The 14,983-nt window shown below is 56.4% G+C and carries 14 protein-coding genes; 5 read left to right on the forward strand and 9 right to left on the reverse strand.

Going from position 1 to position 14,983, the window contains the following annotated elements; translation table 11 throughout:
- Window positions 1–58 precede the first annotated feature (58 nt).
- Entirely contained in the window at window positions 59–820 is a 762-nt protein-coding gene (gene kduD / locus ACMGEE_RS13800; RefSeq protein ID WP_436830220.1) for a 2-dehydro-3-deoxy-D-gluconate 5-dehydrogenase KduD, read from the reverse strand.
- 227 nt (window positions 821–1,047) lie between these two features.
- Window positions 1,048–2,253: an aldose 1-epimerase family protein gene (locus tag ACMGEE_RS13805; RefSeq protein ID WP_253456766.1), complete on the reverse strand. Its 1,206-nt coding sequence runs from the start codon at window positions 2,251–2,253 to the stop codon at window positions 1,048–1,050.
- Between the two features lie 347 nt (window positions 2,254–2,600).
- Here ACMGEE_RS13805 and ACMGEE_RS13810 point away from each other — a divergent pair, with 347 nt between their 5' ends.
- Window positions 2,601–3,869, forward strand: a complete 1,269-nt coding sequence (locus ACMGEE_RS13810; RefSeq protein ID WP_436830221.1) for a valine--pyruvate transaminase — start codon at window positions 2,601–2,603, stop codon at window positions 3,867–3,869.
- 50 nt (window positions 3,870–3,919) lie between these two features.
- On the opposite strand, the gene ibpA is transcribed toward ACMGEE_RS13810, so the two are convergent.
- A complete protein-coding gene (gene ibpA / locus ACMGEE_RS13815) occupies window positions 3,920–4,336 on the reverse strand; it encodes a small heat shock chaperone IbpA (protein ID WP_125289205.1) in 417 nt (138 codons plus the stop codon).
- A gap of 277 nt (window positions 4,337–4,613) precedes the next feature.
- Between ibpA and ACMGEE_RS13820 the strand changes: the two genes are divergently transcribed.
- Window positions 4,614–4,991: a YceK/YidQ family lipoprotein gene (locus ACMGEE_RS13820; RefSeq protein ID WP_253456772.1), complete on the forward strand. Its 378-nt coding sequence runs from the start codon at window positions 4,614–4,616 to the stop codon at window positions 4,989–4,991.
- On the opposite strand, the gene ACMGEE_RS13825 is transcribed toward ACMGEE_RS13820, so the two are convergent.
- The 6 genes from ACMGEE_RS13825 to dnaA form a co-directional block, all read right to left on the reverse strand.
- Window positions 4,963–6,237, reverse strand: coding sequence for a YidR family protein (locus tag ACMGEE_RS13825; protein ID WP_436830234.1), 1,275 nt, complete (start codon window positions 6,235–6,237; stop codon window positions 4,963–4,965). The genes ACMGEE_RS13820 and ACMGEE_RS13825 overlap by 29 nt on opposite strands.
- Before the next feature lie 90 nt (window positions 6,238–6,327).
- Window positions 6,328–7,137 carry a sugar-phosphatase gene (gene yidA, locus ACMGEE_RS13830; RefSeq protein ID WP_253456775.1) on the reverse strand — a complete coding sequence of 270 codons (810 nt, stop codon included), beginning with the start codon at window positions 7,135–7,137 and terminating at the stop codon, window positions 6,328–6,330.
- A gap of 355 nt (window positions 7,138–7,492) precedes the next feature.
- Window positions 7,493–9,901 (reverse strand): DNA topoisomerase (ATP-hydrolyzing) subunit B, encoded by a 2,409-nt coding sequence (gene gyrB / locus ACMGEE_RS13835; protein ID WP_370734851.1) that lies wholly within the window; start codon window positions 9,899–9,901, stop codon window positions 7,493–7,495.
- Window positions 9,902–9,918: 17 nt separating this feature from the next.
- A complete protein-coding gene (gene recF, locus ACMGEE_RS13840; protein WP_253456780.1) occupies window positions 9,919–11,004 on the reverse strand; it encodes a DNA replication/repair protein RecF in 1,086 nt (361 codons plus the stop codon).
- Between the two features lie 146 nt (window positions 11,005–11,150).
- Window positions 11,151–12,251, reverse strand: coding sequence for a DNA polymerase III subunit beta (gene dnaN / locus ACMGEE_RS13845; RefSeq protein WP_253456783.1), 1,101 nt, complete (start codon window positions 12,249–12,251; stop codon window positions 11,151–11,153).
- A gap of 4 nt (window positions 12,252–12,255) precedes the next feature.
- A complete protein-coding gene (gene dnaA, locus ACMGEE_RS13850; protein WP_253456786.1) occupies window positions 12,256–13,641 on the reverse strand; it encodes a chromosomal replication initiator protein DnaA in 1,386 nt (461 codons plus the stop codon).
- Between the two features lie 603 nt (window positions 13,642–14,244).
- On the opposite strand from dnaA, the gene rpmH reads away from it, so the two are divergent.
- From rpmH to yidD, 3 genes are read left to right on the forward strand one after another with little or no spacing between them, the layout of a single operon-like run.
- Window positions 14,245–14,385, forward strand: a complete 141-nt coding sequence (rpmH, locus tag ACMGEE_RS13855; RefSeq protein ID WP_003849659.1) for a 50S ribosomal protein L34 — start codon at window positions 14,245–14,247, stop codon at window positions 14,383–14,385.
- Between the two features lie 17 nt (window positions 14,386–14,402).
- The gene (rnpA, locus tag ACMGEE_RS13860; RefSeq protein ID WP_125289198.1) at window positions 14,403–14,762 is read left to right on the forward strand and encodes a ribonuclease P protein component; all 360 of its coding nucleotides are present in this window, start codon (window positions 14,403–14,405) and stop codon (window positions 14,760–14,762) included.
- A complete protein-coding gene (gene yidD / locus ACMGEE_RS13865) occupies window positions 14,726–14,974 on the forward strand; it encodes a membrane protein insertion efficiency factor YidD (protein ID WP_125289197.1) in 249 nt (82 codons plus the stop codon). The genes rnpA and yidD overlap by 37 nt, the downstream gene beginning before the upstream one ends.
- Window positions 14,975–14,983: the final 9 nt, after the last annotated feature.

Below are 14,983 nucleotides of genomic sequence, written 5' to 3' on the forward strand. Positions count from 1 at the left end.
GGTAGCGCCGCAGACCAATAAAACCGTCCCTGACAGCTACCCGGGGCGGTTTTCACTTTTAACGAGCCAGCCAGCCGCCGTCTACGGCAATGGTGTAGCCGTTAATATAGTCGGCAGCCGGAGAGGCCAGGAATACCGCTGGCCCCATCAGATCGGCCGGCAGTCCCCAACGGCCTGCCGGGATACGCTCCAGAATATCGGCGTTGCGCTTTTCATCGGCACGCAGCTGTGCGGTATTGTTGGTCGCCATATAGCCCGGCGCGATGGCATTAACGTTAATACCGTGCTTCGCCCATTCATTGGCCAGCAGACGCGTCACGCCCATCACGGCGCTTTTTGATGCCGTATAAGAAGGCACGCGAATGCCGCCCTGGAAAGAGAGCATGGAGGCAATATTGATGATTTTCCCGCCCTTGCCCTGTTTGATAAACTGACGCGCTACCGCCTGCGACATAAAGAACACGGATTTAATATTCAGGTTCATCACGTCGTCCCAGTCTTTTTCTGAGAAGTCGATCGCATCTTCACGACGGATGATACCGGCGTTGTTGACCAGGATATCGATTTTGCCGTATTCCGCCACGGCTTTTGCCACAACGCCTTCAATATATTCGGTTTTGCCCAGATCGGCGGTCAGGCTGAAAAAACGGCGGCCCAGCGCGGTGACGCGCTCAATGGTTTCTTTCGGCTCGACAATATTCACGCCAACGATATCGCATCCCGCTTCCGCCAGCCCCAGCGCCATACCCTGACCCAGTCCCGTATCGCATCCCGTGACCATCGCCACGCGGCCTTTTAAATCAAATGCATTCAAAATCATAACTGCTCCTGTAAGCCAGAGGGCGGACTGCGTGTCAGAAGCCGGGAAAGTGGCCTGTTATCCGAGACAGGGCAGCCCTGCCCGGTTTTCGAGCGCACACTATAGCGGAGGGAAAAGCACGCACGCCGTGATCGAAATCAGGAAAAGGGGGATAATGAAATCGCTATTTATAAAAAATAAAACAATGTTTCATTTTAAAGGGCGAAACGGCGTCCGCCCTGGCTGGCTTATTCTACGGCTATCGGCGTTTGCTCCACGTTGATTTTGGTCTCGCCCTGAAGCGTTTTGATACGCTCTTCGACTTTTTGTACCGCGCTGGCATCCTTCAGCAGCGAATAGGTCAGCGTAAACTCCGCGCTCTGGCCCGGCTGCAGCTGTTTAACCCTGCCCTGCTCTTTTTCAATCGTTACCGGATAGGCATAGTTGGTACCGGGCTCGATCCCCGTCACGTAGCCCTGCTTCAGCGTATCGGTGTTTTTCCACATCGTCAGCACCGGCAGCTGCCGCGTATCGAATTCGATAGCCGCGCCCTTGTCACCTTTGCTGTTAACCACGGCCGCCACGGTTTTGCCATTGCTGTCGGCAATGGGCTGCAGGTTAAACACCATTTCATCGAAATCTTTGGTTGGCGCGCCATAGGTCTGCCAGTTTTCCAGCCCTTTTTTCGCATAGTCATTAAATGGCGAAACGGATTTTACCGGCGCCAGGAAGCGGGCGTTTTCTTCCAGGATCGGCGTGCTGAAGTTGCTGTGATAGATAATTTCATAGTCGTGCGGGTAGTCAGCCTGGTTGGTCAGCACGTCGTGGATGGTAAAGGAGTCCGCGCCCGGCACGTAGCGCAGCTCGGTCCAGGTTTCCAGACGCGCTTTTTTAAAGGTGTTTTCTTTCAGCAGGCCGCGAATACGGATTTCATGCGGCGCCTGGTCATCCACGATCACTTCCACTTTCGACGCTGGTGTATTGCCCGCTTTACCGTGCAGCGTGTAAATACGCCCGTCTTTGGTGACCGGATGGCCGGTCCACTCAAAGCCGCAGCGCACCATCATCTCGTTAAATCCTTCCAGCCAGCCCAGGCCGTTACGGCTTTCCAGATTGATATAGGCCGGGTTCACCACCTCATCAACCGGCGAATCCCAGCCCAGCCGCACGCCGTGACCGTTAACGTGCAGCAGATCCATACCGCGCGTCGGGCTGAGCGCGATAGTCAGGCCGTTTTTGCTGGTCAACGTCAGCACCTTCGAGCCTTCCTGCTTGCCGCCGTGCAGCACCTGCTGTTCCAGCGTAAAGGGTTCGCCGCTCAGCTTGAGCTGTCTGCTGTCGATCCGCCAGTCGCCTTTTTCCGTGCCCTGCGTATCGGTTAACACCCAGCTTTGCGCCGCCGCCTGCCCGCTGAACATTGCTATCACCGCGCCCGCCAGAAGAGTCTTATGCATTTTGTTGTCCTTGCTGAAATGATTAAGCTGAAGAGCAGCCAGCCTACAAAGCATGCGGTATCAGGACTGTGACTGGCGTCACCCCACGGATTTTTAAGAAATTTTTATCAATAAGTCGTGCAGTTCATCACAAATTATTAACTGAAATAGCCGGCTGACGGAAAAAAGCGGCGGGGCTAACGGCGAAAAAAAGCTAATCAGTTGAAACGATTCACCTTTAACCTTCGCTGCCTGCCTGACCACCGCCTGCTGTTGCTGGCCGACACGGCTGCCCGCTGACGTTGCATCACGCCTGGCGTGGCGTTAAGGTTAGCTTTCACTTGCCTACGATAAGCAGTTAATACGTTATGAGCTTTTCCGCTTTCGGTAACAAATTCACACGCGCCTCAGGGATCACCCGCCTGATGGAAGATATGGGCGAAGGGCTGCGCACGCCCGGTTCGGTGATGCTGGGCGGCGGTAATCCGGCCCAGATCCCGGCGATGAACGACTATTTTCAGCAGCTGTTGCAGCAGATGCATGATGAGGGCAAGCTGGCCGATGCGCTTTGCAACTACGACGGCCCAAGAGGAAAAAGCACGCTGCTGGAATCGCTTTCCACGCTGCTGCGCGACGAGCTGGGCTGGCAGGTAGGGCCGCAGAATATCGCCCTGACCAACGGCAGCCAGAGCGCCTTTTTCTATTTGTTTAATCTTTACGCGGGCCGCCGCGCAGACGGGCGCAAAAAGCGCGTATTGTTTCCACTGGCTCCCGAATATCTGGGTTACGCTGACGCCGGGCTGGACGAAGAGCTGTTTGTTTCCGCCCGTCCCGATATCGAAATGCTGCCTGAAGGCCAGTTCAAATATCACGTTAATTTTGAGCAGCTGCATATTACCGAAGATACCGGGCTGATTTGCGTTTCCCGGCCGACCAATCCAACCGGCAACGTGATTACCGACGAAGAGCTGATGAAGCTGGATGCGCTGGCGCAGCAGCATGAGGTACCGCTGCTGATTGATAACGCCTACGGCGTGCCTTTTCCCGGCATCATCTTTAGCGACGTTCGCCCGCTGTGGAACCCGAATATTATTCTGTGCATGAGCCTTTCCAAGCTGGGCCTGCCCGGCTCACGCTGCGGCATCATTGTTGCTGATGAAAAAGTGATTACCGCCATCGGCAATATGAACGGCATTATCAGTCTGGCGCCGGGCAGCATCGGCCCGGCCATCGCGCATGAGATGATCCAGCGTGGTGATTTGCTGCGCCTGTCGGAAGAGGTGATCAGGCCGTTTTATCAGGAAAGGGTTAAGCAGACTATCGCCGTTATCCGGCGCTATTTACCCGAAGAACGCTGCCTTATCCACAAGCCGGAGGGTGCTATTTTCCTCTGGCTCTGGTTTAAAGATCTGCCCATTTCGACGGAGATCCTTTATCAGCGTTTAAAAGCGCGCGGCGTATTGATGGTGCCGGGCCACTTTTTCTTTCCGGGACTGGAGCATGAATGGCCGCACACGCACCAGTGCATGCGCATGAACTATGTGCCGGACAGCGACAAAATTGAGAAAGGGATCGCCATTCTGGCGGAAGAGATTGAGCGAGCGCACAGCGAATCGGGCGGCAAAGCCCTCTGCTGATGCAAACGAAAAAGGCCGCACAAAGTGCGGCCTTAATTTTACGCGCGGTCTTATTTCAGAATTTCAATGCGGCGCGGTTTGTTGGCTTCCGGCACGATGCGCTCCAGATCGATATAGAGCAGGCCGTTTTCCAGGCGTGCATCACGCACGTTAACGTGCTCGGCCAGCTGGAATTTACGCTCGAAGTTGCGTTCCGCAATACCCTGATAGAGATAGGTTTTTTCCTGCTGCTCTTCTGGATGGGCGCCGCGCACGGTCAGCATATTGTCGTGAGAGGTGATCTCCAGTTCGCTCTGCGCGAACCCTGCCACGGCAATGGTGATTCGGTACTGGTTTTCCGCCACCAGCTCCACGTTATAAGGAGGGTAGCCGCCGTTGCTCTGACCCTGGTTGGATTCCAGCAGGTTGATCAGACGGTCGAAACCAATAGAAGAACGGTACAGCGGGGCGAGATCGAAATTACGCATGGTATAGCTCCTGATTATCAGCGAGGGTGTAATGCGACCTTCCACTATGGACAGATCGTCGGGCTACAAGCGGTATCCTGTCGGCATACGTTTTGTGACCCTGAACATAAAATGGTGACATTAAGATCGCTTTCAAGGGCCCGTTCAGGAAATTTTTCGGCCAATCCGGTGCGAATGTCATACACTCAGAAAGAGATTAATCGGAGCGTTAAAGCAGCGGGCACATGCTGATCATGATAAGCAGAGCGGTTTTGCCGCTGCTGAAGGGATAAAGAATATGATGGTACTAAAAAAAAGTCGTTTCGCTGGCCTGCTGGCCTGTCTGTCACTGGCCGGCACGGGTGGCTGCTCCAGCTTTATGTCCCATTCCGGCCCCGATCAGGGCTATTATCCCGGTACGCGCGCCAGCGCAAAAATTGTTACCGACAGCGACAGCGGCTGGGTCATGCGCCCGCTGGCGGCTATCGACCTGCCTTTCTCCGCCGTGCTGGATACGCTGCTGCTGCCGTTTGACTACTACCGCTCAGGCCGCGATAAAACCGGCGATTCACCGCGTGAACGCGTGTTGCGCAGCGAGCAGCAGAACCATACCAGCGACAGCCTTTCCCAGGCCGCGCCGCTGGTGATCAATACGTCGCCTCGACATCAGCAATAAAAATCTGCTGAAAGCCTGCCACGTTACGCAAATAGGCCACATAAAGCCCGTCCGGCGAGTAGACGACCGCTTCCGGCAAAGGCGCTTCGGCGGTGCGGGCCGTCAGCCTCCGCATTTTACCGCTGCCCGTATCGCATAACACCACGCTGTTATCGTTAATAAAAGCCACCGACTTGCCGTCGGGATGCCAGCTGAAGGCGGACTGAATATCGCTGGCGGCGTGGGTGATCTGACGAGGCTTGCCGCCGCCGGGCGCGATGGTCCACAGCTGCACCACGCCTTCGTCGTCCTTCATTAAAAAGGCGATGGCGCGACCGTCGGGTGAGCTACGCAGCCAGTGACGCGGCGAGGTCGCCAGGCCCGGAAAGGGGCGATCGTGCGTAAAAGTCAGCCGACGCTGCCTGACGCCCAGCGGCGGAGCGGGCAGCGTGGCGGCGGTGCCAGCCAGCGGAGCGTCGCCTTCCAGCGCATAGTCGGCCATCTTTTCCGGCAGATCGACAATAAACACTTCCGGTACCTTCTCGCCTTTTTCGCTGAGCGTATCGCCGATAAACGCCAGCGCCCAACGCTGCCGGTAGCCATCGCTTTTCAGGTAGCCCTCTTCGCCGATCCAACCCTCTTCATAGGCTCGATTGATCTCATCGCTGCCGGGCGTCGGCGTGGCGGTGGTGGCGCTGACCAGCACGCAGAAATGGCTGCCTGCATACTCTCGGGGATGCTGCAACGGCGGACAAACGGCATGTAGCGGCACGGCCACACCGACGTTGCGCAAATCTTGTTTCACGTCCAGCTCGTGCATCACATGATCGTTATAGGTAAAACTCAGCCTGGTGCCGTCGGGGCTGAACACGTGCACGTGCGAGCCGCCACGCAGCGCGCCGGGCGTAAAGGGCGGCGTAATATCGCAGGCGTCCATATTTTCCACCAGGCCGTTCTGAATAATAACGCCACGACGATGATGAAAGTCATAGCGCCACTGGCTGTCAGGATGTTCCGGGCCGTGAATGCAAACGTAGCGCGGCGGCAAATCCGGGCTGACGGTGATCACGCCAACGTGCGCGCCCGCCTGCGCCTGGTAAAGGATTTCCGTCTGGCCGCTGAGGTTAACGCGCTCGACGGTTAAGCTGTTGAAGGTGGAGGCATTGCTGCGAACGTCGTAGACCAGCCAGTGGCTGTCGGCCGTCCAGACGTTGATATTGGTGAGCTGGTGATTGCGCTGAGCAAAAGTGAGCTGTTTTTCCGTCATCATGCTTACCCTTAGCGAGGTTTGCTGCTAAGGGTAATGCATTACGCGCTTTTGCGGTACTGGCGCTTAAAGCGTGATAACGCCGCCCTGTCAGAGCGCGAATTTTTCGATAGCATGCGCCACGCCGTCTTCCATATTGGTTTTGGTAACGAACTGCGCAATGTTTTTTACCTTGTCGATACCGTTGCCCATCGCCACGCCCGTGCCGGCGAAGGTCAGCATCGCCAGATCGTTTTCCTGATCGCCGATAGCCATCACTTCATCGCGGGAAAGCCCTAAACGCTCGGCCAGCGCTTTGACGCCCGCGCCCTTATCGACTTTCTTATTAAGGATTTCCAGGAAATAAGGCGAGCTTTTCATAATGGTATAGCGATCGTAAGCTTCCTGCGGAATGCGGGTAATGGCCTCATCCAGCGTTTCTGGCGTATCGATCATCATGACTTTAGGGAAAGTGGCGGTTTTATCCATCTCTTCCACCGCGCGGTAACGCAGCGGCATCCCGGTCAGCGAAGCTTCGTGGACGGTGTATTCGCTGATGTCCTTGTTGGGCGTAAACAGCAGCGATTTCGTCAGCGCCTGAAAATGTACGCCCAGCTCGCGCGCCAGCTTTTCCACATAGAGGTAGTCGTCAAAGTTCAGCGTGACTTCCGCCACGCACTCGCCCGATTCCGCTTTCTGCACCAGCGCGCCGTTATTGGTAATGCAATACTGCCCTTCCCGTTGTAAATCCAGCTCCATCAGATAACGCTCCACGCCGATAAACGGCCGGCCGCTCGCCAGTACAATCGCTATTCCTTTATCACGGGCTGCCTGAATGGCCCGCTTAACGCCAGGCGTCACCTCATGCTGAGGATTAAGCAGCGTGCCGTCTATATCAATCGCAATCAGTTTTATCGCCATAACTTCCTCTTGAGCTTCACGGTTTCTTTCATGCTAACGCGATTCAGCCAGCCATGACCAGACGAATCATGCCCGGTAATTTTAAGTTCGATTTGGTAAATCTTCCGGTAAATGTGCTCGCGCTTACGGCTTTTGGGCGAAAAAAGCGGGAAACGGGCTTGTCAGCTAAGCCCTGAAAAGTAGCAGTAAAACCCTCACTGCCCATAAGCGCGCAGGCCGGAAATGAAAATAATGGTCAGTTTTATCAGCGCGCGTTTGGCGATCCGGCACAGCAGAAAAGCTGAAAAAAAAGGCAGATCGAACGATCTGCCTTTCAAACGCTGTTGCATGGCCGGAGGGCCTGCGTCCTGCTTTATCAGATATCGATATTGGCGGCTTTCAGCGCGTTCTCTTCGATAAAGGCGCGGCGCGGCTCCACCGCATCGCCCATCAGCGTGGTGAACAGCTGGTCAGCGGCAATCGCATCCTTCACCGTAACGCGCAGCATACGGCGGCTGTCCGGATCCATCGTGGTTTCCCACAGCTGCTCCGGGTTCATCTCGCCCAGTCCTTTATAACGCTGTACCGACAGGCCGCGACGCGACTCTTTCACCAGCCAGTCCATCGCCTGCTCGAAGTTAGCGATCGGCTGACGACGCTCGCCGCGTTCGATAAAGGCATCTTCCTCAATCAGGCCACGCAGCTTCTCGCCCAGCGTACAGATCTTGCGGTATTCGCCGCCCGAGATAAATTCGCTGTCCAGCGGATAATCGGTATCAACGCCGTGCGTACGGATACGCACTACCGGTTCAAAGATATGCTGCTCGCGGTTCTGGCGCACATGGCTGGCATAGGTGCTGCCGTGCTGCTCGTTCTCGTTCAGACGCGCCACCAGCTCGTCGATCCACTGCTGAACCGGCGCCTCTGCGGAGATATCGCTCAGCGTCGGGTGATAGATCAGCGCGTTCAGCAACGCCAGCGGATAGCGGCGCTCCATACGCTTGATCATCTTGCGGGTGCTGTTGAACTCGGCTACCAGGTTTTCCAGCGGCTCGCCGCCCAGCGCAGGCGCATCGGCGTTGGTGTGCAGCGTTGCGCCGTCCAGCGCGATGGCGATCTGATACTGATCCATCGCCTCGTCATCCTTGATGTACTGCTCCTGCTTGCCTTTTTTCACCTTGTACAGCGGCGGCTGCGCAATATACACGTGGCCGCGCTCGATGATTTCCGGCATCTGACGATAGAAGAAGGTCAGCAGCAGCGTACGGATGTGCGAGCCATCCACGTCCGCATCGGTCATGATGATGATGCTGTGGTAGCGCAGCTTGTCCGGGTTATATTCGTCACGGCCAATGCCGCAGCCCAGCGCGGTGATCAGCGTCGCCACTTCCTGCGAAGCGAGCATCTTATCGAAGCGCGCTTTTTCCACGTTCAGGATTTTTCCCTTCAGCGGCAGGATAGCCTGGTTTTTACGGTTACGGCCCTGCTTGGCGGAGCCGCCCGCAGAGTCCCCTTCCACCAGATAGATTTCTGACAGCGCCGGATCGCGCTCCTGGCAGTCTGCCAGCTTGCCCGGCAGGCCGGCCAGATCCAGCGCGCCTTTACGACGGGTCATTTCGCGAGCGCGACGCGCTGCTTCACGCGCGCGGGCTGCATCGATGATTTTACCCACGACGATTTTGGCATCGCCCGGATTTTCCAGCAGGTACTCTGCCAGCAGCTCGTTCATCTGCTGCTCAACGGCTGATTTCACTTCGGAAGAGACCAGCTTGTCCTTGGTCTGCGAAGAGAACTTCGGATCCGGTACCTTAACGGAAACCACGGCAATCAGGCCTTCGCGCGCGTCGTCGCCGGTGGCGCTGACCTTGGCTTTTTTGCTGTAGCCTTCTTTATCCATGTAGGCGTTCAGGGTACGCGTCATCGCCGCGCGGAAGCCGGCCAGGTGCGTGCCGCCGTCGCGCTGTGGGATGTTGTTGGTAAAGCAGTAGATGTTTTCCTGGAAACCGTCGTTCCACTGCAGCGCCACTTCCACGCCGATGCCGTCTTTCTCGGTAGAGAAATAGAACGCGTTAGGGTGGATAGGCGTTTTGTTGCGGTTCAGGTACTCCACAAACGCCTTGATGCCGCCTTCATAGTGGTAGTGATCGTTCTTGCCGTCGCGCTTGTCTTCCAGCTTGATAGAGACGCCGGAGTTAAGGAACGACAGCTCGCGCAGACGCTTCGCCAGGATCTCGTACTCGAAATCGGTGACGTTGGTAAAAGTTTCGTGGCTTGGCCAGAAACGCACGCGCGTCCCGGTCAGGTCGGTTTCGCCGGTTACCTGCAGCGGGGCCTGAGGCACGCCGTGAACGTAGATCTGCTGGTGAACTTTGCCTTCGCGACGGATGGTCAGCTCCAGCTTTTCAGACAGGGCGTTAACCACCGACACGCCTACGCCATGCAGGCCGCCGGACACTTTATAGGAGTTATCATCAAATTTACCGCCTGCGTGCAGCACGGTCATGATCACTTCCGCAGCGGAAACGCCTTCTTCTTCGTGAATGCCGGTTGGAATACCACGACCGTCATCCTGCACGGAAACGGAGTTATCGGCATGGATGGTGACCAGAATGTCTTTACAGTGACCTGCGAGGGCTTCGTCGATGGCGTTGTCCACAACCTCGAATACCATATGGTGCAGACCGGTGCCGTCATCCGTATCGCCGATATACATACCCGGGCGCTTGCGTACCGCATCCAGCCCTTTCAGAACTTTGATACTTGAGGAGTCATAAGAATTCGACATCAACGTTTCTCGCTCGTTTAATCTTCAGGTTGAACCGCTATTTTACCCTGTTCCACGTGGAACATCTTGCCCTTTTCGTCAGCCATGTCGAACACATGATCGGCACTAATAGCGCTGACAAAAACCTGGGCTCGAGTGGCCTTTAAGCGCGATGCCAACAGGTGGCGCCGCGTCTCATCCAGCTCGGAGGCAAAATCATCTATCAGATACAGGCAGCGTCGCCCGTTCTGTCGGGTGAGAAACTCACCCTGCGCCAGCCTCAGGGCGCACATCAACAGCTTTAACTGGCCGCGCGACAGCAGATCCTCCACCGGCGTGCCGTCGGCGCGAATGCGGAAGTCCGCTTTGTGCGGGCCGCTGGCCGTGTAGGTTAAGGCGCGATCGCGCTCAAACTGACGCTCCAGCAGATCGCGATAGTCCGTTTCTTTATCCCAGCCGCGCTGGAATGAGAAATTCAGCGCAAACTCCGGCAGAAACTGCGCGCAGGTGGCGGTGATATCCTCAGCAATGGCTTCGCTGTAGGCGGCGCGCCACTGGCTTATCTGCTCCGCCAGCGGCGCCAGCTCCTGATCCCAGGCGCGGATCTGCTGGTAGCGCGTGACCTGGCGCAGCGCCGCGTTGCGCTGCTTCAGCAGCCGCCGCAGGTTGCTCCAGGCGGTGAAAAAGCCCGGCTCGTTATGAAAACAGCCCCAGTCGATATAGGCGCGCCGGTACTTCGGGCCGCCGTTAAGCAGCGTAAAGCCTTCCGGCGTAATCAGCTGCATCGGCAGCATCTGCGCCAGCTCGGCCACTTTATGACCATCGGTGCCGTCAACCCGCACCTTGCTGTCGCCCGCACGATTTTTGGTCAGGCCAACGGTGGTTTCGCGCTCGGCTCCTTCAATGCGGCCGTGCAGAATAAAAGCGTCCTGCTCGTGGCGGATCACTCTGCCTGCCTGCAAACTGCGGAAAGCGCGACCGTGGCCCAGCGTATAGATCGCTTCCAGCACGCTGGTTTTGCCGCTGCCGTTAGCGCCGACCAGAAAGTTGAAGCCGGGCGCCAGCGCCAGATCGGCATTTTCAATGTTGCGAAAATCTTTGATAAGCAGGCGGGTTAAAGCCATAAGTGGAGTCATTCCGCGGGCAGTAGATCGGATAAAACGGCACGTGCTGTTATACAAGGCCAGAGCGTTACGGTGCGGGCGAGCCGCCGCCGCGTGAAAGCACGCGAGGGCGGCGGGCGCCGGACCAAGTCAGCCCGATAATTTTACTACAAACGCATTGGCATGACGACATAGGCCGCCGACTGGCTGGCCGCGTCTTCAATCTGCACGCTGGAAACGGAGTCGGTCAGCAGCAGACGTACGTTTTCGCACTTCAGCGCGTTAAGCACGTCCAGCACGTAGCTGACGTTAAAGCCGATTTCGAGATCGGTGCCGCCATAAGTGACGTCCAGGATCTCTTCCGCTTCTTCCTGTTCCGGGTTGTTGGCGGTAATTTTCAGCTGATTTTCGCTGATATACAGGCGAACGCCACGGAACTTCTCGTTAGAGAGGATCGCTGCGCGCGAAAAAGCCTGCTTCAGCAGATCGCAGCCGGCATCCAGCGTTTTGTCCGGGTTTTTCGGCAGCACGCGACGATAGTCCGGGAAGCGGCCATCCACCAGCTTGGAGGTGAAGATAAAGTCGCCGACGTGCGCGCGAATATTGTTGCTGCCGATCTGCACCTGTAACGGCGTCTCGCCGCCGTCCAGCAGGCGCACCAGCTCAATCACGCCCTTACGCGGCACGATCACCGAATGATTGGGCAGCGACTGGCCTACCGGCATCGAGCAGACCGCCAGACGGTGGCCGTCGGTGGCGACGGTGCGCAGCTCTTCGCCTTCCGTTTCAAACAGCATCCCGTTCAGGTAGTAGCGTACGTCCTGATGGGCCATAGAAAACTGGGTGGCTTCGATCAGGCGCTTCATCGTGGCCTGCGGCAGCGTGAATTCCACCTCGCTTTGCCAGTCGTCCAGGTTCGGGAAGTCGCTGGCCGGCAGCGTGGAAAGCGAGAAGCGGCTGCGGCCGGAGCGCACCAGCATTCTTTCGCCATCCAGGATCACCGTGATCTCTGCGCCTTCAGGCAGACCGCGGCAGATATCGAAAAATTTACGCGCGGGCACGGTGGTCGCGCCCGGCTCGTGATCCTGCGTCAGCGCGACGCGGGCCACCATTTCCATCTCTAAGTCCGTTCCCGTCAGCAGCAGGCTGCCGTCGTTAACCTGTAAAAGCAGGTTGCCGAGGATCGGCAGCGTCGGCCGTCCGCCCAGCGGGCTGCTGACCTGCTGTAAAGGTTTAAGTAACTGCTCACGTTCAACAATAAATTTCATAGCGTCAGGAAGATAATGTTCTGATTAGATTTGAGAAATCTTCTTTAATATCGTGACTCTCTTCACGCAGCTGCTCGATCTTGCGACAGGCGTGCAGCACCGTAGTATGGTCACGACCCCCGAAAGCGTCGCCGATTTCCGGCAAGCTGTGGTTGGTCAGCTCTTTCGCCATCGCCATCGCCATCTGGCGAGGACGCGCGACGGAGCGCGAACGCCGCTTGGAAAGCAGGTCGGCTACCTTAATCTTGTAATATTCCGCCACCGTCTTCTGGATATTATCGATGGTGACCAGCTTTTCCTGCAGCGCCAGCAGATCGCGCAGCGCTTCACGCACAAAGTCGATGGTGATGGCGCGGCCGGTAAAGTTGGCGTTGGCGATCACGCGGTTCAGCGCGCCTTCCAGCTCGCGCACGTTGGACCGCAGGCGCTTGGCAATAAAGAAGGCGACCTCGCCCGGCAGGCGAATATCGTTTTCATCCGCCTTTTTCATCAGGATAGCCACGCGGGTTTCCAGCTCTGGCGGCTCGATCGCCACCGTCAGGCCCCAGCCAAAGCGGGATTTCAGACGATCTTCGACGCCGTTGATCTCTTTAGGATAGCGATCCGACGTCAGGATGATCTGCTGATTGCCTTCCAGCAGCGCGTTGAAGGTGTGGAAAAACTCCTCCTGCGAGCGCTCCTTGTTGGCGAAAAACTGAATATCATCGATCAGCAGCGCATCTACCGAACGGTAGTAGCGCTTAAATTCTTCAATGGCGTTGTTTTGCAGCGCCTTCACCATGTCCTGCACAAAACGTTCCGAGTGCATATAGACCACTTTGGCGTTGGGTTTGCGCGCCATAATGCCGTTACCCACAGCATGCAGCAGGTGAGTTTTCCCCAGGCCAGTGCCGCCATAGAGGAACAGAGGGTTATAGGCGCCGCCGGGGTTGTCGGCGACCTGACGAGCGGCCGCACGCGCCAGCTGGTTCGATTTACCTTCAACGAAGTTATCGAAGTTATGCTTGGTGTTCACGTTTGAACGATACGACAGTTCCGCAGGCGCAGGCATGCTGTCCCAGCTTGGACGTACCGGTGCCGGTCGGTTCATCGGCGGCGGCGCGCTGGCGCTGCTCATCACCGGCTGGCTGACCGGACGCGTTACCGGCTTGCTGCCGACTTCAAAGCGCAGCAGCGGCACATCGGCGCCGCAAAAATCATTAAGCAGCGCATTGATATTGTTAAGGTATTTGTCACGAACCCAGTCGAGCACAAAGCGGTTTGGTGCATACAGGGCCAGGGTGTTGTCGTTCAATTCAGCCTGGAGCGGACGTATCCACATGCTGAATTCGGTGGCAGGTAGTTCATCCTGCAAACGGGCAAGACACTGTTGCCAAAGCGTAAGTGACACGGCGGACTCCACTCGAAAATATTCGATAAGAAAAAAGGCGCTGAAGCGATAAATTCATCATTGTTGACGCATGCAGATGACGCACATACGAACCGCTGTCCGCGGTTTCTCCGCCGCTGACTGACCCGAAGGATCGCTAACGGAAGGGCGGATCATAGCGCAAAGCGCAGCAGAGATCTTCACTTTCTACACAGTTTTGTTCCAATTTATCCACAGGGCAAAGCGCGCAGGGACAAGTTTACTCGTTCGCGCTCAAAAGACATTCAGGATCCTGCGCATAAGATGAAAATTTAAGGCGCCGTCACGTTATTTACGCAACGCGCTTGCAATAAGATCGGCGGAAGATCCTGAACGATCCTTGCGCTTTACGACAGAGGCCGTATAATTCGTGCCCCGGCGTGTTGCGCTCTGGCCCGTACCGGCTGGTTTTGCGGTCGAACGGGATATCCAGACGCGCCTTTAAAAGCGAAGTAAATTGACTCCGGACTGTACAATTATTACAATCCCGCCTCTTTATTAAAGATACACTGAGGCGTCGGTTGGTTTTCGGACCTTTCAAGCGCGTCACTAAGTGAAATTTTCCAAGTTTAGGTAGAAATCGCCATGAAACGCACTTTTCAACCGTCCGTACTGAAGCGCAACCGTTCACATGGTTTCCGTGCTCGTATGGCAACAAAAAATGGTCGTCAGGTTCTGGCACGTCGTCGTGCTAAAGGCCGTTCACGTCTGACCGTTTCTAAGTAATAAAAGCTAACCGCTGAGTGGTTAAGCTCGCATTTCCCAGGGAGTTACGTTTGTTAACTCCCACTCATTTCACTTTCGTCTTCCAGCAGCCACAAAGAGCCGGTACGCCGCAAATCACCATCCTCGGCCGCCTTAACTCGCTGGGGCATCCCCGCATCGGTCTTACCGTCGCCAAAAAACATGTTAAGCGCGCACATGAACGCAACCGGATCAAGCGATTGACCCGCGAAAGCTTTCGTCTGCGTCAGCACGACCTGCCCGCTATGGATTTTGTAGTGGTGGCGAAAAAAGGCGTGGCCGATCTGGATAACCGTGCGCTGATGGAAGCGTTGGAGAAGATGTGGCGTCGTCACTGTCGCCTGGCTCGCGGCTCCTGATTGCGCTGATCCGCGTTTATCAACGCGCGATCAGCCCGCTTTTAGGACCCCACTGTCGTTTCCACCCAACCTGTTCGCAATACGGTATTGAGGCATTGCGCAGGTTTGGTGTGGTAAAAGGCAGTTGGTTGACGATGAAACGCGTATTAAAATGCCACCCTTTGAACCCGGGTGGTGACGATCCGGTGCCGCCAAAAACCGACGATAACTGAGAACATTAA

The organism is Erwinia artemisiae (genome assembly GCF_051400835.1).
GTDB lineage: Bacteria > Pseudomonadota > Gammaproteobacteria > Enterobacterales > Enterobacteriaceae > Erwinia > Erwinia aeris.